Origin of the sequence: uncultured Microbulbifer sp. (assembly GCF_947489355.1) — a bacterium.
Lineage (GTDB): Bacteria > Pseudomonadota > Gammaproteobacteria > Pseudomonadales > Cellvibrionaceae > Microbulbifer.
Map to the genome: position 1 here is coordinate 1 of NZ_CANLDD010000046.1, position 19579 is coordinate 19579.

General features: G+C 51.6%; 21 protein-coding genes, 2 pseudogenes and 1 CRISPR repeat array. Of the genes and pseudogenes, 2 read left to right on the forward strand and 21 right to left on the reverse strand.

Translation table 11 applies throughout. The features are described 5' to 3' along the window. The 12 genes and pseudogenes from Q1A48_RS15960 to Q1A48_RS16015 form a co-directional block, all read right to left on the reverse strand. The coding region (locus tag Q1A48_RS15960; RefSeq protein ID WP_299946872.1) for a LysE family translocator at window positions 1-408 on the reverse strand (408 nt) is incomplete at its 3' end. Between the two features lie 88 nt (window positions 409-496). Beyond that, window positions 497-949 carry a DUF2846 domain-containing protein gene (locus Q1A48_RS15965; protein WP_299946875.1) on the reverse strand — a complete coding sequence of 151 codons (453 nt, stop codon included), beginning with the start codon at window positions 947-949 and terminating at the stop codon, window positions 497-499. A gap of 192 nt (window positions 950-1141) precedes the next feature. Further along, window positions 1142-1525, reverse strand: a complete 384-nt coding sequence (locus Q1A48_RS15970) for a D-Ala-D-Ala carboxypeptidase family metallohydrolase (RefSeq protein ID WP_299946878.1) — start codon at window positions 1523-1525, stop codon at window positions 1142-1144. 847 nt (window positions 1526-2372) lie between these two features. Continuing rightward, on the reverse strand, window positions 2373-2762 hold the full coding sequence (locus tag Q1A48_RS15975; protein WP_299946881.1) for a hypothetical protein: 390 nt from the start codon (window positions 2760-2762) through the stop codon (window positions 2373-2375). Window positions 2763-2779: 17 nt separating this feature from the next. Continuing rightward, on the reverse strand, window positions 2780-3322 hold the full coding sequence (locus Q1A48_RS15980; RefSeq protein ID WP_366523426.1) for a DnaB-like helicase C-terminal domain-containing protein: 543 nt from the start codon (window positions 3320-3322) through the stop codon (window positions 2780-2782). Window positions 3323-3425: 103 nt separating this feature from the next. Next, on the reverse strand, window positions 3426-3665 hold the full coding sequence (locus Q1A48_RS15985) for a phage tail protein (protein ID WP_299946955.1): 240 nt from the start codon (window positions 3663-3665) through the stop codon (window positions 3426-3428). Next, window positions 3656-3811 (reverse strand): phage tail protein, encoded by a 156-nt coding sequence (locus tag Q1A48_RS15990; RefSeq protein WP_299946883.1) that lies wholly within the window; start codon window positions 3809-3811, stop codon window positions 3656-3658. The genes Q1A48_RS15985 and Q1A48_RS15990 overlap by 10 nt, the downstream gene beginning before the upstream one ends. An 11-nt stretch (window positions 3812-3822) precedes the next feature. Further along, window positions 3823-4164 (reverse strand): D-Ala-D-Ala carboxypeptidase family metallohydrolase, encoded by a 342-nt coding sequence (locus Q1A48_RS15995; RefSeq protein WP_299946885.1) that lies wholly within the window; start codon window positions 4162-4164, stop codon window positions 3823-3825. A gap of 185 nt (window positions 4165-4349) precedes the next feature. Then, the gene (locus Q1A48_RS16000) at window positions 4350-4538 is read right to left on the reverse strand and encodes a hypothetical protein (RefSeq protein WP_299946887.1); all 189 of its coding nucleotides are present in this window, start codon (window positions 4536-4538) and stop codon (window positions 4350-4352) included. 271 nt (window positions 4539-4809) lie between these two features. Then, on the reverse strand, window positions 4810-5109 hold the full coding sequence (locus Q1A48_RS16005) for a hypothetical protein (protein ID WP_299946889.1): 300 nt from the start codon (window positions 5107-5109) through the stop codon (window positions 4810-4812). 97 nt (window positions 5110-5206) lie between these two features. Then, window positions 5207-6415: pseudogene (locus Q1A48_RS16010) on the reverse strand (DnaB-like helicase C-terminal domain-containing protein). Between the two features lie 195 nt (window positions 6416-6610). Further along, on the reverse strand, window positions 6611-7060 hold the full coding sequence (locus Q1A48_RS16015) for a GyrI-like domain-containing protein (RefSeq protein WP_299946891.1): 450 nt from the start codon (window positions 7058-7060) through the stop codon (window positions 6611-6613). 237 nt (window positions 7061-7297) lie between these two features. Between Q1A48_RS16015 and Q1A48_RS16020 the strand changes: the two genes are divergently transcribed. Together Q1A48_RS16020 and Q1A48_RS16025 are read left to right on the forward strand one after the other, a co-directional pair. Beyond that, on the forward strand, window positions 7298-8338 hold the full coding sequence (locus Q1A48_RS16020; RefSeq protein ID WP_299946893.1) for a DUF6161 domain-containing protein: 1041 nt from the start codon (window positions 7298-7300) through the stop codon (window positions 8336-8338). A 272-nt stretch (window positions 8339-8610) separates the two neighbouring features. Beyond that, window positions 8611-9174, forward strand: a complete 564-nt coding sequence (locus tag Q1A48_RS16025) for a hypothetical protein (RefSeq protein WP_299946895.1) — start codon at window positions 8611-8613, stop codon at window positions 9172-9174. A 255-nt stretch (window positions 9175-9429) separates the two neighbouring features. Here Q1A48_RS16025 and Q1A48_RS16030 read toward each other — a convergent pair whose 3' ends face one another. The 9 genes and pseudogenes from Q1A48_RS16030 to casA all read right to left on the reverse strand — a co-directional run bounded on the left by Q1A48_RS16030 (window position 9430) and on the right by casA (window position 19312). Continuing rightward, window positions 9430-9648, reverse strand: a complete 219-nt coding sequence (locus Q1A48_RS16030) for a phage virion morphogenesis protein (RefSeq protein WP_299946897.1) — start codon at window positions 9646-9648, stop codon at window positions 9430-9432. Window positions 9649-9722: 74 nt separating this feature from the next. Beyond that, window positions 9723-9941 (reverse strand): annotated as a pseudogene (locus Q1A48_RS21885) (tail protein X); the annotation flags it as partial. 1200 nt (window positions 9942-11141) lie between these two features. Further along, window positions 11142-12948: a CRISPR direct-repeat array (repeat unit 29 nt; unit sequence CGGTTTAGCCCCGCGTATGCGGGGAACAC). 80 nt (window positions 12949-13028) lie between these two features. After that, window positions 13029-13334, reverse strand: a complete 306-nt coding sequence (cas2e, locus tag Q1A48_RS16040; protein WP_299946899.1) for a type I-E CRISPR-associated endoribonuclease Cas2e — start codon at window positions 13332-13334, stop codon at window positions 13029-13031. An 11-nt stretch (window positions 13335-13345) separates the two neighbouring features. Further along, window positions 13346-14266: a type I-E CRISPR-associated endonuclease Cas1e gene (gene cas1e, locus Q1A48_RS16045; protein ID WP_299946901.1), complete on the reverse strand. Its 921-nt coding sequence runs from the start codon at window positions 14264-14266 to the stop codon at window positions 13346-13348. Window positions 14267-14288: 22 nt separating this feature from the next. Beyond that, window positions 14289-15059, reverse strand: coding sequence for a type I-E CRISPR-associated protein Cas6/Cse3/CasE (gene cas6e, locus Q1A48_RS16050; protein ID WP_299946903.1), 771 nt, complete (start codon window positions 15057-15059; stop codon window positions 14289-14291). A gap of 10 nt (window positions 15060-15069) precedes the next feature. Continuing rightward, window positions 15070-15828, reverse strand: a complete 759-nt coding sequence (cas5e, locus tag Q1A48_RS16055) for a type I-E CRISPR-associated protein Cas5/CasD (protein WP_299946905.1) — start codon at window positions 15826-15828, stop codon at window positions 15070-15072. Window positions 15829-15836: 8 nt separating this feature from the next. Beyond that, window positions 15837-16907 (reverse strand): type I-E CRISPR-associated protein Cas7/Cse4/CasC, encoded by a 1071-nt coding sequence (gene cas7e, locus Q1A48_RS16060; protein ID WP_299946907.1) that lies wholly within the window; start codon window positions 16905-16907, stop codon window positions 15837-15839. A 255-nt stretch (window positions 16908-17162) separates the two neighbouring features. After that, on the reverse strand, window positions 17163-17714 hold the full coding sequence (gene casB / locus Q1A48_RS16065) for a type I-E CRISPR-associated protein Cse2/CasB (protein WP_299946910.1): 552 nt from the start codon (window positions 17712-17714) through the stop codon (window positions 17163-17165). Then, window positions 17714-19312 (reverse strand): type I-E CRISPR-associated protein Cse1/CasA, encoded by a 1599-nt coding sequence (gene casA / locus Q1A48_RS16070; RefSeq protein ID WP_299946912.1) that lies wholly within the window; start codon window positions 19310-19312, stop codon window positions 17714-17716. Before casA ends, casB begins: the two co-directional genes overlap by 1 nt. Between the last annotated feature and the right edge of the window lie 267 nt (window positions 19313-19579).

The following is a 19579-nucleotide window of genomic DNA, read 5'->3' on the forward strand; positions in this document are numbered from 1 at the left end:
GAATGCAGGAAAAAAGCTAAGGTAGAACAAAATAGCTTTTGGATTGCTTAGAGTTGTGATGAGACCAGCCGCAAAGCGGGCAGTGTGTCTTGGCGCATTAATAGCCCTGCCAGCACTAGTATTTGGAGTTGATGAGAGTATTGATATACCCAGCCATATTAAATAGGCTGCACCTAGATATTTGATGACGAAGAATAACTCACCGAGCACATTTGAAAGAGTTGCCAAGCCAAGTAGTGCAAGAATTATAAAGACGAAATCACCTGTAACGATGCCTGCAGTAGTAAACAAACCGTGGCGCAAACCTGCGGACGTTGATCTTGCGGTGACGGTTAATACTCCAGGCCCCGGTATCAAGGCTAGAACAACCATTGATATAAATAGTGCCATGGAAGTAGTCGGAGTCATGTTCTCTCTCGTAGGGTAAACATTTATATAGTGGTCGCCGTGACCACTATTATCCTGATTACTGTCTCGGAAGCAATGCTGTGCCTTGTTATGGGCGAGATAGCTTGAGTTTCTTTAAATCGATTTGTGCATCATCCGCTTTAACTTCAACTAGATAATAATTTCTTGGTGCATACAAAGCTGGAAGATTCAGCTCTTCAACAGAACCAATAACCCATTTCAGATAGTACGATTCATTTTTTTTGAGGCTTTTATTATAGGTTAATGGTTCAAACCCATTGCTTCCATCCCCAACAGTAATTTCATGCTTCATTGCTGGGAGTTCATATACTAAATAACCACCATTTTTAAGTGAGCCTGAACTTTCACCATTAATATATACAGCTGGTGCTACGCAACAGTTAATGGCCCTTGATGGGCGGTAGATATAAACCACTGATGAATCTTTTAGTGATTGTGTATGTTCCTGATATATTGGTCCATTAGCAGAACATCCTAATAAGCCAAAAGCAAGAATAGTTAAGATATAAGTTAACTTCATGGGTTTAGCAGCTCATAACATTTATATACTAATCATCGTGTCCGCTATTATCCTGATTATGTCTTCGAAATCAATTCTGCGCCAACCACAAAAAATCCTTATTAAAATCATATAGTTATAAGGAGATCTTACGCAGGTTCACTTTGTTTCCTTGAGCATCTCCAGCCCTAACAGTGAGCCCCTCCATACGCCCTACCTTGGGTAGCTCCAGACTGTGGGGCCGTCACGCTTGCCCGGAATAGCTCCAAGATCGTCCAGGTGCAGGAATCGGCCCTTGTGTGGACCATGCTGCTTTACGCCAATGCCGGTAAAGCCTTCCTCCAGCGCGATCCCCAGCAGCTCATAGGCACGCCCACCAGAAACTGATACATCCACAGCCTGACCGGTAGTGTGTGTCATGGTCGATCCGATCCTGGCGCAGTGGGCCTGGCAGCGATAGCCGGAGGTGATCACCATCGGCTTGTTGAAGCGCTTCCTCACTCGAATTAACCGGTGCAGCGTGTCATCCGAGAAGTGGTTCTTACCACAGCAACGGCAGGACAACTCCCTTTCTGTGAAGTAGTCGTTGTCAAACATTGGATTACCAGAAACGAAAAAGCCCGCACTAGGCGGGTTAGGAATGAAGATAAGCTGAAACTCCCAGCATTTGACAAAATTTTTTGATTACCGGATACTTTTCACTCGATAAACAAAAAGAGAAAATTATTATGCAAACAGAAACTGATATCCAAGCTGGGCCTCATGTAGTCGTAGATCCCTTTCCTATTGATAGATAGGGCGTTTCATCTGGGGAATAGTTCCCCCGTAACGACTGCTTTCTCATGAAGTAGTCGTTATCAAAATTGAAATTTCTTAGCACGAAAATGGAGAAAGTTATTATGCAAACAGAAACTGATATCCAAGCTGGGCCTCGCGCACACGTTGACCCTGACGCTCCTGGTTCTAGTTGACTCTGGCGGCTATCAAAGGATAGGAGTTCTAATATAAACTTTTGTTAAAGTGCTCCCTCGCCTTTTAAAACGACTGCTTCCTCATGGAGCAGTCGTTATCAAAATTGAAATTTCTTAGCACGAAAATGGAGAAAGTTATTATGCAAACAGAAACTGATATCCAAGCTGGGCCTCATGTAGTCGTAGATCCCCATCCTATTGATCGATAGATCCCCTTTTTATCGGAGATGCCTGATATAGGCACTGGTTAAAACGCTCCCTGTCTTTTAGCAAGCAGCGGGGCGTTTCATCCACAGAAGCGGTATCTCTTACCAGACGACCGATTTGTATGCATAAAAAAGCCCCACCGGATCAATCAGGCGGGGCTTTCAAAGGGGGGTATGGTCCCGCTGCGCATACTTCGCGACAGCTTATACAAAGTTAGTCCATATGGACGTATGGTGTCAATACATACAGGCTGTTTTTAAATACAGTTATGCGGCATTTTGCGACAAAAAGAAAGCTTCCACCGTTGCTTCAACAATTTGACACATTTTTTCAACCCAGGGCTTTGACTTTTTGACCTTTCTGGCCACATCCTGCATTTCCCACCGGTAGTAATACCGCAACCAAAAAACCTTCCTCTCCAGCGCGGCCTTCTCCTTGTCCTGGCGCCTGGCAATCACATTTAGGTAAGCTAACACTGCGGCATCCGTGAGGGCTGCCCTCTCGTAATCTATCGACTCCGGGCTCTCCCTGCGCCCTGATAGCATCCTTCGTCCAAATGCTGCCATACGGGGCCAGCTCACTGAATCCCCCGCACGTTCAGGATAGGCTCTGGACCACTCCCACAAGCGCTCGCGAATGCTGATTTCATTGATCATCTTTTCCTCTATCTCGATTAACCAACAAATTGCCGGAATCTCTTCGGCGGCTCAGCCTGGTGTACCTCCGCCGTCCATACATCCATGCGGAACTGGTTGAGCTTGGCTTTGAGGTTGTCGATGCCCGGCTCACCACGGCGGTGCTTGGCAGTGATCACCTCCACCAGTCCGGGGTTTAAGGAATCAAAATTATCTTTATCCTCCCGGTACAGCAGCGCCACGATATCGGCATCCTGTTCAATAGAGCCGGAATCCCGTAGCTGGGACATATTGGGTCGGCCACCTTTGGCTGCTTCTCGGTTGAATTGGCACAATGCCAACACTGGTAAGAGGTTGGCATCGCTCTCGGTCTGGTCCAGGTGGGAGGTGGTTATCCGGGCCAGGTCGGCGGCAATGCGCGGGGTCAGCCCGTGTTCGCCGGCAATGGTTTTCAAAAGCTCGCCGAGGGTGGTCTGGTCCCAACTGCGTTCGCGGCGTTTGCGCATGGCGGTGGTGAGGTCGGCACTGCGGGCGCGCAGCATCAGGCGATCCGGGGCGCCGCTATGTTCGAGTTCGTCCACGCGGAATTTCCCCTTGTCCACCAGTGCGCCGCCCTGCCAACCGAGGGCAACGGTAAGCTCGGCGCCCCGGTTGGGCAGCGCCAGGCGGGCGTGCGGTGGCTGCTCATGCGCCCTGGCCGTCCACCTGTTTCAGCTGCAACCGAAATTCTATTTTCCGTGCGGTGCCGTCGGCAAAAAACAGACTGCGGGTTTCCTGCAGGGATTCAATCACCCAGGCACCGTGGACGTTGCCATTGCCGTCTACCAGGGACCAGGGTTGGCCCTGTTCCGCCATCTCCCGCAGGGAATCCAGGGAGGCGGGATCGCCGGTGAGATCCGGGGCAATTAATCCGCTTAAAGTAATGGTGTCATCACCGGGACCGAGAAACTGGGTGGCGGCGCGGGCGCGATACGTTCACTGCTGGCGTGACGCCAGGCGGTTTGCCGCTGCAGGTCCTGATAGGCGGCGGAGGACAGGGAAAATGCGAACAGGCCCAGACTCATCATCATTTTTTTTGCCCTCAGTCGTAATCGCCGAGACTGGCGCGGCGGCTTGCCGCTTGTTCCCGTTGCAGCTTTTCGATTTCCTCGCGCACCTGGCGTGCTATATCCAGGGCACCCAGCAGCTCATAGGCACGCCCACCAGAAACTGATACACGCACAGCCTGACCGGTAGTGTGTGTCATGGTGGAGCCGATCCTGGCGCAGTGTGCCGGACAGTGGTAACCGGAGTTGATTACCATCTTCTTATTGAACCGCTCCCTCACCCTGATCAATCGGCGCAGCGTATCGTCTGAGAAGTGGAGTTTCCCGCAACAACGGTAGAGTAACTCCGCTTCCGTGAAGTAGGCGTTTTTAAGCATTGGATTACCAGAAACAAAAAAGCCCGCACTGAGCGAACTAAGAATTGATAAGGGGGGTTGGTACAACTTCCATACCCACTAGGGAGACATATCAGCCTACGGGCAAACGGCCCGCCAGGTGCAGGAGCGCCCAAACAGACGCGAAGTGGGTGTTTGGGCGTCGCACTATCGCTCCTTGTTATGTGTTAACTATCAGCTGATTCTATTAATATTGTAAATGAAGAGATCATTCCAAACAGATTTGTATTGGCTGTTACAGAAACCACTGCCCAATTATCATTTTCTATTTCTGCTATTTGTGCATTTAATAAGTCTAAATCAGGGCTTTCATGCCACCATTTTTTAGCTTTGTCAAATATTACAACTTTACGCATTTTCGTTGTGCCTACTTAAAAATATCGTATTCAGAAGATATATGATTTATTCATGGTAATCTATACGCCTTCATGACGTGTAATATTGTGTAATTATGGAAAATATCGAAAGACTGGTCAATAATTAACTATTGATCCTAAATTTCATGCAAAAAAACCGGCACCTGGCCGGTTATTCAGGATGATATCTGCACACAACTTCGGCAGCTTCGCATAGATTAGTGTGTAGACGTGTACACCGTCAATAACCAATGACTGTATTTAAATACAGTTATGCAGCATTCTCCGCCAAATAAAGTGCCTCCACCGTTCCCTCGATGACTTTGCACATATTAATTACCCAGCTTTTGCTTTGACCAACCTTCCTGCATATATCCTGCATCTCCCACCGATAGTAATACCGTAACCAAAAAACCTTCCTCTCCAGCGCAGCTTTCTCCTTGTCCTGACGCCTGGCTATCACATTCAGGTAGGCCAATACTGCAGCATCCGTGAGGGCTGCCCTCTCGTAATCTATCGGTACCGGGCCCTTCCTATGTCCTGAGATCACCCTTCGGCCAAATGCCGCCATACGGGGCCATCCCCTGCACGCTCAGGATAAGCTCTGGACCACTCCCACAGGCGCTCGCGAATGCTGATTTCATTGACCATCTCTCCCCCTGTGTCGATTAACCAGTAAATTGCCGAAACTCCTTTAGCGGCTCATCCTGGTGTACCTCCGCCGTCCATACATCCATGCGGAACTGGTTGAGCTTGGCTTTGAGGCTGTCGATCCCTGGTTCTCCACGGCGGTGCTTGGCAGTGATCACTTCCACCAGGCCGGGGTTCAGGGAATCAAAATTATCTTTGTCCTCCCGGTACAGCAGCGCCACGATATCGGCGTCCTGCTCGATGGAGCCGGAATCACGCAACTGGGACATGCTGGGTCGGCCACCTTTGGCCGCTTCACGATTGAACTAGCACAGTGCCAACACTGGTATATCCAACTCCTTTGCCAATGCCTTGAGCGCGGCAGAGACGCCAGCCACTTCCCGCTCCCGGCTCAGGCCATCGCCACGCACCAACTGCAGGTAATCCACTACGATCAATGACAACGGGCTCTTGCGGTGTTCACGGCGGGCACGGCGGGCAATTTGATTGATGTGCAGCGCACCCTGGTCGTCCACCCTCATATCTATGCCTTTGAGTTTGCTTACGACATAGGTCAGGCCCTGGCTGTGCTGGGCGTAGAAGTCTTTGCGATCATCGGGGTTGTCGGAGCCGACGATTCCTATGGGGATGCGCCCAATCATGCCCACCAGCCGGCGGTAAAGTTCCCGGCGGCTCATTTCCAAAGAAAAAACCAGAGCACGATTACCGTTGAGCGCATTGTGCGCAGCCACCTGCATGGCAAACACGGTTTTTCCTGTACCAGTGGTGCCAGCAAGGATTACCAATTCATCACCACGCAGCCCTTTCCAACAGCAATCGATACAATCCCAACCGGTGTGTACCCGCTTGATCCGCTCTCCGGTCTCTAGCCGGTTCCAGTCCTGCAGAACCTCTTTGGCTGCCCCATCCAACCCCTCGGGGTCGATACCAGTATCACCGGCGCGCTCCAGGTCGGACAGGCTGGATTGGCACTCGCCGATAATCTCTGCCACAGGCCGGATTGGCGCGGAGTAAGCGGCTTTGCTGACCTCATCCAGGGTGGCCAGCAACTTACGGCGATGAGCATGGTCGGCAGCAATCCGCGCGCAACTCCGCACATTGGAAGCACCAGGAGTCTGCTCACACAGTTCAGCCAGGTAGGCGGCCACCTCCAGAATGTTATAGGCGGGGTCTGCTTCGGTCAGGGCCTCGAAGTTGGGATCGCGGTCCTGCAGGACGGACAGCATAGTGCTGAAGATGGACTTGAAATCGAGTGCTTCTACAACGGTCGGCTCAGGCAGCCGGGAGAGATCGACAGCGGTAAAAGTATTGGCTATGCCCGCGATGGTGCGCGAGCTCCGACATGGCCACAGTCAGGCGGGCTTGTATCGGTGTCAGCTACAAGGGGGCGGGGTTCGCAGTAGTGGAGCTAGAAAGAAACACTACTTGATGGAAATCGCTATTTGAGCCTCATTGGGGCCGATATAGTACTCAAAATCGGTGGTATAAGTACGCTGATGGGGGCAGTCTCGCGCTGAGAAATACCTCCAAATCCTGCTCCAAAGGTCGATAACCACCTGTGGCATCTCCCCCTGACAAGTAAATAAGAGGTACTTGCCGGACTTTATGTGAACCGGTTTAAAATCCTCAGACATCTCCGAGGAGAGCATGTCCGAACAGGCATAGACATCAAACTCGCCTGTATGATCTGACTCGTAATTGGTGTACACCCCGTAAACCCTGTTAGCCTCACGCAATTTAGGGGCGGCTTCAGTACCAAACTTATCCCACAGCGGCGCAATTTTCGCTGTACTCGAATCTGCCTCATTCGTATTCTTGGTTCTAGCGCTAAGCCCTGTCAGGGCAAAGCCCTCAATCTGTTCAACGACCATAGTCACTTGGGAATATCCTCATTTTTGGTGTTTCCGGAATATCTATGCTGAATTACCCTCTCTTTGAATGTTTAAGATTCTGGGTAATGCCAAAAATTACTAAGATAACTTATTTTATTGCCGGAATAATAATACACGAACAGCTAAAAGCCGGGCAGCCAAATTAATGATACTATTGCATTATCAGAGATAAAAAGTATGGCTTGTGAAGCCATCTGAAGCTTGAAGACAATGGAAATGGAAGAAAAAATGCAAGAAAGCCCAACGCAAGAAGAAATAGTGGATTTCGAAATACAAGTAAGTCTCACGGATATAGCTGGGAAGACGTTTGAGTTTGGCAGGCTCGGTGAGCTTTATCAGTTTCTTAAAAAAGAGCTGAAATTTTGGGAAAATCACTGTGATTCCACCGAAGAAAAAAGAGAAGTACAAAATTGCAGACTAAATCCATATTATCAAACTGACATTTTTAAAGGTAATGTAGATAACATTGAGGATCTGATAAATAACCCAAACTGGGATAGCGACCCTACAGTTGCAGATAGGTTTGATGCGTTTTACAATTTAATTTTACGTCGATTGGACCGCATCTTCTTGTGGAGCGCTCACTCGTTTACTGGCAGATATATTGAACTATTCAAGGAGGGTAATTATGACTTGGCTCAAGTATTTTTAGATGCCTCTACATCCAACTATGCCATTGATCAATGGAGGCTAGATGCGCAAGAACAATACGATAAGGCTCAAAAGGATCGTCGTGATAAATTTTCCCAGCTTATAGGGGACCTGGAAAAAAAGTATGGGGAAAAGCTTAGGCTAGCAAAGCCAGCGAAGTACTGGCATGAAGCAGCTAAAAAATATGGCATACAAGGTATTATTTGGATGCTAATGCTATCATTATTCATCTTTCTCGGGCTCTACTATCTTTCTGAATTTTTCAACAACTGGCTGCTAGGGAAGGAAATTGGAGTTAGATTGAATACGCTAAAGGGCGTCTTGCTGTTCGGCACTGGAATTGCCGTGTTTGCCTTTCTGATTAAGACAGTCTCAAGGTTGACCTTTAGCTCTTTTCATTTAATGCGGGACGCACAAGAGCGTGAGCAACTGACCTATCTTTATCTGTCCTTGACAAACGAGAACAAAATTGATGCGGAGTCGCGGAGTTTGGTGCTGCAGTCTTTATTTAGTCGCAGTGACAGTGGCTTGATAAACACAAAGTCTGAAACATCCATATACACACCCCTGATTAAGGAGGTGATCAAGGGGTCATCGAATAAGTAATCCGTATGGCAGCGAGAAGAGAATAGCCTCGATCTTCGTCATCTCAATAGGTATTTCAGTAGCAGCTCCCGCGTCGTTCGATGGATTTCCATTTTTACTGCGGGAAGCTGGATATGACGATTTGATTATTCACACAAATCCACGAAGGGCCGTTTTATTTATGTACTTGAGATGACATTCGCAATTGCTCTCAGAGCTTGACTCTTATAAATCAAGGACGTAGTTTGACAGGGTTCCCGCTCCAACAAACAAGTGACAAACCGGAGGTTACTATGTCAAGAAAGCAATATTATTTCGACCCTTTTGATACACCGATACCTTCCACCGATAGTGCCCTTGATAAGTATGCAGAGAAAGCTAATTGTACTGTTATTAAAAATATCGAAGATCTCAAGTACATTGAAAATTCGTCCACATTGGTGATCGATGGCCACAGCGGTAAGGGCATAGATATTTTTGCCAGCGCCTTCCAAAACCCAAAACAGAGGTTTAGCGGTATGCAACTGGCGACGAGGATCCAGGCGAAATTGCCGAAGGGACACTTTAAAATTCGTTTGCTGGCATGTTCGGGAGGCACTGCCGTGGCTCCTGCAATGGCTAAATGGCTAGGAAACTTCGGCTTTAAAAATATTGCCGTTGGCGGCTATATGCATACGGTATGGCATGGCTCAGGGCACCGGTCACTGATTGATGACGACAAACATGACCTACCTTGGGAGAACACGACCAATAGCGGCGCTATAGTGTGGTTTGATTGCAAAGGCAAGAAAACTGTTAAACCCGAGGTCAAAAGTGATCCTGAAACCTATAACCCGGCTTTTCCCAGTTCTTATTAGCTCTCCGGGGGCTGGGGGCGGATCCATTTTGACTATTAACAATGGTTCTGGCTCAAGGTGAAAACCGTTGCCACAATCTCCCCAGGAACGATGTGCTTGGGGAGGTTGTGCCTGTGGTTATTCTCCTAAAACTGGATACCCACAAACTAATACGCCTTTTCCTAAGGCAGATCAAACAGAGCCAATGCTCTTTTAATAATGAGTTAAGGGGCGTAAGGACAAGCCCTACAGGGAGTTATGAAACTCGTGCGAGACTCAGCCCGCCAGATATTGCAACAACAGATCCCGCACCAGTTCCTGATCGACAGCACTGAATTCCACCAGCTCGCGGGCAGGGTAGCGGATGCCTCGCTCCCGAAGGCCGTAGTGGTGCACCCTGGCCACCCGGGCGGTGCGGCCAAAGAAACCAGCTGTAATGCTATTCGCCGTGGCGCGGACCCTGAGTTGTCTGGCAGTGCGCAGTTTCGAGAACATTTTGCCACGGCGTCAGCCGGTTCCGGCAGTGTCACCACTGAGCCGATTGGCAGTACCGGCCCTAGTTCCGCAAGAAGGGGGTTGAGTGCCTGGGTCTGTTCCAGCACGCTGGCGGTGCGCCCTAGGTGCCGGTGGCAGAGGGCGTCCAGGGTGCCCCCGGCGCGCACGCGCATCAGATCAGCGCACAGTGCAGCGGGCCAGGCTGAAGATTTTACTGATGGCCCAGCGGGCGTTGCGGCGCTGTTCGTCGATGTTGGTGCTGGGGTCGTCGGCAAGCTCGTGGCCGGCTCCATCTACTGATTAAGTCAGATACAAAACTCCATCACTGTCCGGAAAACCCCGCAGTTACTGGCTTTCAGCTATTTTGGCCTGTGAAAAATCTCTTCACTTATCTTCAAAAGTGTTCATTTTGTGAAATCCAGAAAATCGCTACAGCCCACGGCTGGCGGGGGTTTGCGGTGTTTTCCAATTTCACGGAGTAAAGGAAAGCCAAAAACCGGCAGGCGTGGGGAGGAGTGATCGCTGCCCCTTTTTTACGTTCAAAAAGTATAGAGGCCAATACATACCTGTGAAGTAACTAATTGAATTACTTTATTTTTTTTATTTCTGAAGCAGAAAGAGACCATACTCTTGGCTTTGTTATGTGATGAAGAAATATGAAATTCAAGTTTGACGGTTTGTGGGATAGCTAATAACAACAGAGCCTTGCCAAGCAACAAGTCAAAAAAATTCAACTATCCCCTGAGCATTCTGCAGGTGTCGTCCCTTTAGACATAACCAGGATTATCTGCCACAGCACCAGACGCTGTCAGACTACTTGTACCACTTCAGGGGAGTTCTCTGTAGTCTGGATCAAATCATCATTACCAACAGCGCGCAGGAATCCGTATGTTTGTGCGCCCTAGTGGACCATGCAGAAAGTTATGTAATTATTGTAAATACAAATTTATATTACTCGTATTCTTATCATCTGCTAGTTTGGTCAAGCGAATAAAACAATCGTTACAGAGTTAATCGCATGACCTACTAAGGGTATTAATATATGCCAAAACCGAAAAATAACCAAAGTGGTGTCAGCCAAAATCTTACAATGGATTAGATCTGAAATTTTCTGGTGGTAGTGATCTTGTCCTGTCTCTTGGGTTGTGTAATTTTTGTGAATACCCATCCCCAAGTTTAAGATCAGGTACAACACCCTGTCTGAAGTTGATATCTTTCCTGCACTATAAGAAAGAGGTTTTCTGCAACGAACTGATCACGCATCTTCTTTGTCAGGGATTTCCGGTTTGCCATCCTTCTCGAAAAAACGAGCCTTGCAGGTCGGAAACTGGTCACAACCATACCAGTTATAGGCCTTTTTCGTTTTCTTCGGTTTTCCTATTCTTTTGACCCGCTTACCCTTTTCGCATTCTGGACAAGTGTAATCGGTTGCCTTGCCGGCGGATTTTGGTTTGGAATTAAAATCCGGTTTACCGCCCTTATTCGGGAATGTGGCCTTGCAGTCGGGATATGCGGGGAACACCCTCTGTTGTGGTTGTGTCTCCATTCAATCTCTGGTTTAGCCTCGCGTATGCGGGGAACACTTCCACGGAACCATTCCAATTGGCCCCCCACCAGTTTAGCCCCGCGTATGCGGGGAACACGCGACTACTGTCAAAAAGACAGTGCCTAAAACCGGTTTAGCCCCGCGTATGCGGGGAACACAGATAAATCCGCAGTGGTCGCATCATCGCCTTCGGTTTAGCCCCGCGTATGCGGGGAACACCAGGTCATCTTGATTGGCCAGCCCTGTTGAAGCGGTTTAGCCCCGCGTATGCGGGGAACACCAGTGGTACGCCATGTGCTATTCACACGGCGACGGTTTAGCCCCGCGTATGCGGGGAACACAGTATTTTGCGCGAGAGATTCCCAACCCATGACGGTTTAGCCCCGCGTATGCGGGGAACACGGTGTACCTCAGAGGCTCGCGTGGGCCAAAACCGGTTTAGCCCCGCGTATGCGGGGAACACCGTATTACGAGAAGTTGCGCGGCCAGGAAGTGCGGTTTAGCCCCGCGTATGCGGGGAACACGCACTCCAGGGCGGCAAGCAGGCCGGCATTACCGGTTTAGCCCCGCGTATGCGGGGAACACGAGTGGCAGCGAGTGGCAGCGAGTGGCAGGGTAGAGTGTAGCCGGTTTAGCCCCGCGTATGCGGGGAACACCGCAGACGGCGTAGTACGCCGCCGATATCAAGCGGTTTAGCCCCGCGTATGCGGGGAACACTTGCCAGCAGATGCAGGGGAGGTGCCTCGTGCCGGTTTAGCCCCGCGTATGCGGGGAACACGTGACAGGTATCCAAAATAAAGGGCCGCTTCGCGGTTTAGCCCCGCGTATGCGGGGAACACACCGGCTCGGAGAGTTCGTACCTCTCGCGGGCCGGTTTAGCCCCGCGTATGCGGGGAACACCAATCTCCCAGGTATCCCCACATACGACCTGTCGGTTTAGCCCCGCGTATGCGGGGAACACACGCTCTCTCCGTTCCTCAGCCTCTCCGCCTGCGGTTTAGCCCCGCGTATGCGGGGAACACGATCTGGTTGAGGAGTTTGACCACCCGCCAACCGGTTTAGCCCCGCGTATGCGGGGAACACGTCGAGAGAGCAAGAATTGCTAACTAGCTGACCGGTTTAGCCCCGCGTATGCGGGGAACACCTCCTAAACCTCTTCGATGTCCATCTGCCTATCGGTTTAGCCCCGCGTATGCGGGGAACACAAATGCTGAGATTGAAGACGAGAGCCAAAACGCGGTTTAGCCCCGCGTATGCGGGGAACACGACCTAGTTAAAACGCGCTAAGAAACTACCCCCGGTTTAGCCCCGCGTATGCGGGGAACACGTAAATTTGGGGTTCCATATTGTGTCCATTGCCGGTTTAGCCCCGCGTATGCGGGGAACACCATATTTCCCGCTTCGCCGCAGGCCCGCCTGCCGGTTTAGCCCCGCGTATGCGGGGAACACTCCTGGGTGTGTTCGAGACGCCCAGGGGCCACCGGTTTAGCCCCGCGTATGCGGGGAACACAAATGCTGAGATTGAAGACGAGAGCCAAAACGCGGTTTAGCCCCGCGTATGCGGGGAACACGATTACGTGGGCGGCATTCTTTCTCATGGCCGCGGTTTAGCCCCGCGTATGCGGGGAACACCAGCGCTCTCAAATGTGTCTAGGTCGTTGAGGCGGTTTAGCCCCGCGTATGCGGGGAACACGTTCAACCTGCGCCCCATTGACTGTGCGGTGACGGTTTAGCCCCGCGTATGCGGGGAACACTCTAATTACAACTACTTGTTTTTAAAGAACTTTTAGAGCCGGCAAGAATTTACCAATTGATTGGCATGTTTTTCTTCCTGCTATGTGGCGCTTTTTTGCTTATTTTCCGGCATAAAAGACACCAACCTCAAGCCATCGTAGTCGATTGGGGTGCGGCGATTTTTGCCGTAGGCGATAAAATCAAACCCCGATTCTGTATTGGTGGCCCAGGCCATAACAACATTACCGTCTTCTGCAAGCCCTTGCACCTGCTGCCAGATCATTTCGCGCACCCGTCGGGAAACATCACCCACATAGACGCCGGCACGCACCTCCAGCAGCCAGATTGCCAGGCGCCCGCGCAGCCTTGGGGGCACAGCCTCAGTTACCACTACCAGAAAACTCATAGCTTCTCCTGTCAGCCGCTTCTGTGTCCTTCATCTCCGAGGGATTCCGGCTCGGGAATCGCCGCTGGCTGCGCATCTTCAGGTGGTTGCGGCTTCTCGATATCGCCAGCGGCAAGTACATCCTCAATGGCCGGAATCAATTTTTTCAACAACTGAATCTCGCGAAAACTGTCCCTGCAGGCGATACGCACTTCTCTGTCGGATTGCTTTGGGTTGCGTGCGGCAATACGGAAAGCGAGGGGAACCACGGTTTCAAATTTAAACAGATCGGCAATATCGTAAACGAATGACAGCGGCTTGCCGGAGTGGAGAAAGCCGATAGCGGGAGCATAACCAGCAGCGAGAATTGCCGCTTCGGTGACCCCGTACAGGCAGGAAGTGGCAGCGCTCAGACATCGATTGGCAACATCCCCCTTGGCCCAGTCCTTGGGATCATATTTTCTGCCGCGCCAATCCAACCCGTACTGTTTGGCTAATAGCTGGTACGTTTTACGTACCCGTGCGCCCTCGATACCACGTAATTGGTCCACACTGCGCCGCTCCGGTGCAGGCTCGCCAAAGCGCAATTCAAACATGCGTCGCACCACTTTTAGGCGCAGGCCGTCATCCAGTGCCAGTTGTGCCTGATAAAGCAGCTTGTCTGAGCGGGCACCGCCGGGTTGTCCTGCGGAGTAGAGCCGCACCCCGGCTTCCCCCACCCAAATCAGCAAAGTGCCGGTGGCAGCGGCCAGCTTGACTGCGGCATGACTGACGCGCGTACCGGGTTCCAGCATAATGCAGGCCACTGACCCCACGGGAATATGCTTGCGCTCACCGTGAACCTCGTCTATCACCACAAAGGCGCCATCACGCACATCGATACGGCCGAAATAAACGAAGATCATTGACAGACGTTCCTTGATCGGTATGGGCTTTAGAGGCATCCACGACATTTCTGCTACAGCTCCACGCCTGCTAAATGCGCCGTATCAACATCAGGCCACAACCGAATGCCTTGGCCGGGCCAATACCGGCATAAACTCTCTGCAGAAAAGTCTCGGGCTCGGTCACCAGAAGTTCGCCGCAATAATCCACAGAGCTGAATCCAGCAGCGCGATCTTTTTTCGGCAGGATATTCCAACGATAACCATAACTTTGCAGTTTGGAAGAAAGGATATCGAAGCCCATACGGGGGCCCCTGTCGATCAACCAGTGGTGCGCGGCCGCCTGGGAGACCTCTTGAAGTTGTGCCTCCATTTGTCCAGAGGCATAGAGGCCCGGCTGTGTATTGAGCAAGCGCTGTTTCAACTCCCCCTTACCGCCACTTTGATCCAACGAGTGGTTGCCGCACTGGTCCCGCAGCCAGTGGTATTGGGCATCCATCAGTACATCGTGGCGCTTGCTGCGGCCGCCACCAGCCGGCTTGCGCGAGATGGTGGGATTCGCACGCAGGCGGAATGTCAGCCGGTCTCCCTGCTGTAGATTCGGTCTAAAAAGCTTGGTTTCTACATTAAACAACGGGCTCTGCTCTGCCGGTTTTTCACGAGAGAGGAGGAAGAACACCGGCTGGTTGCGTTCACTCAGAAGCTGCTCACGCGCGGACTCCTCGCGAAACAGAAAGCGTTCGTCGCTTCTAAACAATTCCCACAGCATCTGGTGCATACCGTAGCTGTTATTTTTCAGCAGGGTGGCGAGCTGTGCCTGCACAGCGAGGCCCGAGGACAGTTGAATTCTGGATAGATACATTGCCGCTTCCTTATGACTGCCAGTAGTTTTCCAGGCGCGGTTGGAATTGCCAGCGCTTGCGGGAAAGTGGCTCATCCAGGCGGTTAAGCTGCTGCACTGCCTTGGCAGAAAACTGTTCGTCTTCTGCGGAAAACTCCTCGATGTCGCCCTCCCAGTAATACTGGCTGTGTGCATCCGCAGGCAGCCAGCGCGGCTGCCGCGCCCGTTCGGGATGGTAGTTGAGCAGGTCGGGAAGTTGGTATCCCTCGAAGGCCCCACGGAAATTGTCCGCATTGATCCGCTGTGCGGCAGTAGGCGCGGACAGGGGGAAGGCCTTGCGTCCCAAATAGAGATGAAATTTGGGGCGGGCCAATGCCTGGGCCAAGTCCTCCAGGGGCCAATGTGCCTGCGCCATAGCCTTAATGGCCACCAGTGCTTGGGCATCGGCAATGTATTCCCGCTGGGACAGAATGGTACCCAGGCGTTCGCGACCCACCACCAGTTCATCACGGCGGGTGCGATAAAGGAATTTGCCGACGCTATCCGGAGCCTGGGCCGTATGGTAATCCTTTGCCAGAGTGCCCCGGCTCAATACCTTCACCGCTTGGCGGTAGCCGTTTACCAGTTCCAATTGCAGCGCTTCCTGCACCCGCTCAATACCCAATGCCGCCGCCAGCAGCCCCGTAATCGCGGATTTCCCCGGATAGTGGGCACTGTGCCGGGATTCACCGACCGACACTTCCCCCCAGGACGCCATGGCGCCGTAGAGGCGAAATACCAAGTATTCCATGCCGCCCCCTATTCGCTGACAAAAGCCAGCAGTTCCTGCAGGCTGCCATCTCCACTCACGGCATTCAGGGTATAACGGCTGTCTGCGCAGAGGCCATACACCTTGTCAAAATTCTGCAGCTGCTTTTGTAGGGCATTGATGGCTTCCTGGGCGTAGTCTTCGCTATCGCGATCCACGGGTTTTAAATAGGCGGCGGTGAGGGCGCGCGGTTGCTGGTCACCGGCCTCGGCCAGTGCATAGGAAGCATAGGCGCGACTGGCATAACTATTTTGCTTGCCAGTGGGAGATACCTTGAGAGCCGTTTCTGTCAGAGCCGCAACGGCACGGTCAGCCAGCCCCTTATCCCCCCCCAGGCTGTCGATCAACTGTTCCTTGTTAATACAGAGATAGGAATAGAAGAGTCCCGCGGCAAATCCCGCTTCCCCCAAGTGCGCCGCGCCGGCATCTTCGCTGCGGTCATTGAGGTCATCCACCGCGGTAAAGTAATCGTCCTCAATGACTACCGAATGCACCGACAGCGCATGGGCTACCTGGCAGGCGGCCTCCACATTGTGACTGGGCTTGGCGGCGAGCATACGACCGAACAGGGCAATATCCACTGCCATGTTGTCATGACGCAAGAGATCCAGGTCGGCTTTTTCTGGCTCACGAGCCTCTTTTGCCAGCGTGTGTAAAAGATCATCAATACTCTTTTGCTCGGCAACACTGAGGTGAACCAACTGTTCAATTTCCAGGTCCGCGCTGGGGTCGTTTTTGTCTGGTTTTTTCAATTTGCCGAACTGTTCGGCAATTTTTTGTGCCCACTGTTTTGCTTTCTTCTCGGCTACGCCCAGGTTAAGCAACTTCTCATAGGCCACGATGCCCTGGCGCTTGCTGCGGGTGCCGAGCAAATCAATCTCTTTACCCAGAGCTTGCTGGAACAATTCCGAAGTGCGCCAGTGGCGCTTTAAACTCTGAGAGGAGATACGCAGGCGATCACAGCCCCCCATTTTGGCAGTTTTCGGCCGTCCCAGGTCATCACGGTTGAGATTGGCTGGCGGGTAGGCGGTCAGCAGATGCAGTTGAATAAAACGGCTCATGATTCTCTCCTTGTTTTGATACGATAAATTCGACCATTTTTCTTACTTCCGTTTTCTTTTCGCAGGTTTAACGGAAGGCCAGGGAGTTACCTTGCAGAGACAGTGGTAACACCACTGACGAAGCCTCCCAGGGTCTTTACCTTGGTAAAAGCACAATCCTCGGAAGCAGGCGGTTCAGGAACGCGTACCTGTTTGTGACCGGCATCGGTAGCAGCCTCTGCCGTATCACCCGGAAACCCATTCAGTGGCCTGTTATTACTCAGTTAAACCGGCGTAATAATCAGAGGCCCAGCGCACGGCCAGACGATCCTGTACGCGCCGGGTTGGTGTGGTGCGCCTTTCCCGCTGCCAGTGCAATAGATCATTGGCCAGGGCGGCGATATCCACATCCCCTTTCAAGAGAGCCAAAGCCCGCACCAAACGTCGGTAAAAATCTGTGAGGTCGCGACTCTTCTGCAGCTGGGAAAAACGCAACTCGCTCATTGCCGGTTTGCTACTACCCTCCCGGGAGGTAGCCAGGTAATGGGCAAAGGACTTGGGTGGGGCACTCGGCTTATCCGTCTTTACATGGGCAACCAGGGTCGCCACCAATGCGGCATCCTCAAGCGGAATATCTCCATTATTCTGCCAGCACTCTGGCATGGCCTGCAAAAAGCGGACAAACGTCGGGGTGGGCACGACATCCATGGGCTCCACCGCGCGTCGCAATCGCGCCCTGTCTCCGTGACCGCCCTTATCATTGAGTCCAGTGTGCCAGTCGCGCAATCTTCTGACCTCCTCCCTGTTGAGATATTGATACCCTGCCATCACACTCCCTCCCGTTGCTCAACTTTAGCGGCACTATCCAGTGCTTTTAAGCTGCCTAACCGTTGCAGCTTACCTTTTAATAATCGGCGCGCTTTGGTGATACGCTTCATATTCATATCCTCGGCAACGCCGTCCAGCACCCAGTGGTCAAATACATTTTTAGCGGAGTGCCGGAGCGTCCGGGCCCAGTCACCGGCAACTTGCGCAGGCAGAAACGGGGGCTCTGTCGGTGGTTGTGACAATAGCTTCAGCAGCCGGTAATATTCCACTTCTGTTTCTTGCCAGAAATGTTGATCAATCAAGGAAAAATCCCCCTTGGCCTCCTTGGGGCTGGCATACCAAGCGGTTTTGACACCATAGCGCAGCTCTTTGACTACCTCTTTTGCTGCCTGTACTAGCTGCCCCACCAACTGGATAAACTGTTCCCGGTAACTCTTATGGACATGTATCACCGGCATCTGTTGTTCATACCAACAGCGGGCTTTCATATTGTCCATGTCATAGCCAAAGCTCCACAGTCGCTGATCGGAATCTCCAGCCAGTACTTCGAGCACCTCTCCGTACTCCTCGTTAAAATGATTGACGACTTTGCTGGCCTGATCCCCATTGGACGCATCTTTCCACAGCAAACTGAGCCAATGACGGTAGCCCAAGCCACCCTGCTGTCCTTTTAGGCTGAGTGGTGGGTTCTTTTTCTTGGGATCATGACGGTAAGGGGTCAGGGGATGCAGCCAGGGGCCCTCGTAGTTGATCCCGTAATTCTTGGTGATAAAGTGGCTGATGCGTTCTACGGAGTCCTCTCCACAGAGATCACAGGGGCCAATAGGCAGTGCGTCGAGGTTAAGACGAATCCTGCGGGGCATGGCCCAATACATTTGCAGAGAGTGGGTATCCTCGGGAAACGTGGGGGTTCCGGTCTTATCAGAAAGGCGGGTGGGAGCCAGCCAGGGAAAAACATTGCTATCGTTGCTATCCGGTCTCGAAGCCAGCTCCTCTTCCGGGAGCGTATTTAGCCAGAGCTTGCTCCATAGGCTACTGTGCGCCTGGGCGGGCAGCAACAAAGTGGTCAAGGGGCCGCCACCGCGCAGGCTGGTTCTGTGCCCCGATCCACCCGAGGGTGCATTGATTTGCAGGGTAAAAAGCGCGCTGGCGGCACAGCTGGGACAGATACCCTGTACCTGGTGACGCTTTACAAAATGATCCAGGTTGTCTTTGCAGGTTTTATTGCCGGGCGCTTCAATAAGCAGAGTCGCAATGGGCTTTACTTCTCCCTGGGCGAGCTGCAGATCCTGCATAAAGGCGGGGCCAGAAGGCACTATTAATTCAAAGGCATCGGCGTAGCTTTCAAGCTGTGCTTTGAGTCGTTCTGATGGTGGAGGCTCAAGACAGAACTCCCCCCAGCTTTCGGTATCTTCAGGGACGAATGCCGTTTGTAACAACCCGATCAAAAACTGATATAGGGCACCGCGAAAATCCGGGCGCACTGTGGCGATATCCACTACCGGGTTGTCCCGCTCGGCAATCTGCCAGGGGGCTATTTTTTCCCTCAACCCATTCTGCCGAATGATTGGCAGCCAGGGGTCCTGAATTAAGTTCATCTTTTCTCCCTTTCAGAGAACCTTATAACGAGAAAGTACACAGCAATTAGATGGATATCGTGACTTTGTTGAATAAAAGATCTTTCTGTCGGCCTGTCCTTAAAGAACTTTACACATAAGAACAATTGAGAAAACTAAAACTAACGCAACTAATGCGCTCGAAGAGGGTGATAACTTGTTCAACTCTGCAACCAATTTTTCAATCTGCATACACTTCTCCTGATTTCCTTGTGACTCACGCCATAATAAGGAGGAAAATTGAAAAGT

Coding starts and splice junctions, on each gene's coding strand:
- Q1A48_RS15965 (WP_299946875.1), bottom strand. CDS start 949: ATGAAGTTAACTTATATCTTAACTATTCTTGCTTTTGGCTTATTAGGA.
- Q1A48_RS15970 (WP_299946878.1), bottom strand. CDS start 1,525: ATGTTTGACAACGACTACTTCACAGAAAGGGAGTTGTCCTGCCGTTGC.
- Q1A48_RS15975 (WP_299946881.1), bottom strand. CDS start 2,762: ATGATCAATGAAATCAGCATTCGCGAGCGCTTGTGGGAGTGGTCCAGA.
- Q1A48_RS15990 (WP_299946883.1), bottom strand. CDS start 3,811: ATGATGATGAGTCTGGGCCTGTTCGCATTTTCCCTGTCCTCCGCCGCC.
- Q1A48_RS15995 (WP_299946885.1), bottom strand. CDS start 4,164: ATGCTTAAAAACGCCTACTTCACGGAAGCGGAGTTACTCTACCGTTGT.
- Q1A48_RS16000 (WP_299946887.1), bottom strand. CDS start 4,538: ATGCGTAAAGTTGTAATATTTGACAAAGCTAAAAAATGGTGGCATGAA.
- Q1A48_RS16005 (WP_299946889.1), bottom strand. CDS start 5,109: ATGGCGGCATTTGGCCGAAGGGTGATCTCAGGACATAGGAAGGGCCCG.
- Q1A48_RS16015 (WP_299946891.1), bottom strand. CDS start 7,060: ATGGTCGTTGAACAGATTGAGGGCTTTGCCCTGACAGGGCTTAGCGCT.
- Q1A48_RS16020 (WP_299946893.1), top strand. CDS start 7,298: ATGGAAGAAAAAATGCAAGAAAGCCCAACGCAAGAAGAAATAGTGGAT.
- Q1A48_RS16025 (WP_299946895.1), top strand. CDS start 8,611: ATGTCAAGAAAGCAATATTATTTCGACCCTTTTGATACACCGATACCT.
- Q1A48_RS16030 (WP_299946897.1), bottom strand. CDS start 9,648: ATGTTCTCGAAACTGCGCACTGCCAGACAACTCAGGGTCCGCGCCACG.
- cas2e (WP_299946899.1), bottom strand. CDS start 13,334: ATGAGTTTTCTGGTAGTGGTAACTGAGGCTGTGCCCCCAAGGCTGCGC.
- cas1e (WP_299946901.1), bottom strand. CDS start 14,266: ATGTCGTGGATGCCTCTAAAGCCCATACCGATCAAGGAACGTCTGTCA.
- cas6e (WP_299946903.1), bottom strand. CDS start 15,059: ATGTATCTATCCAGAATTCAACTGTCCTCGGGCCTCGCTGTGCAGGCA.
- cas5e (WP_299946905.1), bottom strand. CDS start 15,828: ATGGAATACTTGGTATTTCGCCTCTACGGCGCCATGGCGTCCTGGGGG.
- cas7e (WP_299946907.1), bottom strand. CDS start 16,907: ATGAGCCGTTTTATTCAACTGCATCTGCTGACCGCCTACCCGCCAGCC.
- casB (WP_299946910.1), bottom strand. CDS start 17,714: ATGGCAGGGTATCAATATCTCAACAGGGAGGAGGTCAGAAGATTGCGC.
- casA (WP_299946912.1), bottom strand. CDS start 19,312: ATGAACTTAATTCAGGACCCCTGGCTGCCAATCATTCGGCAGAATGGG.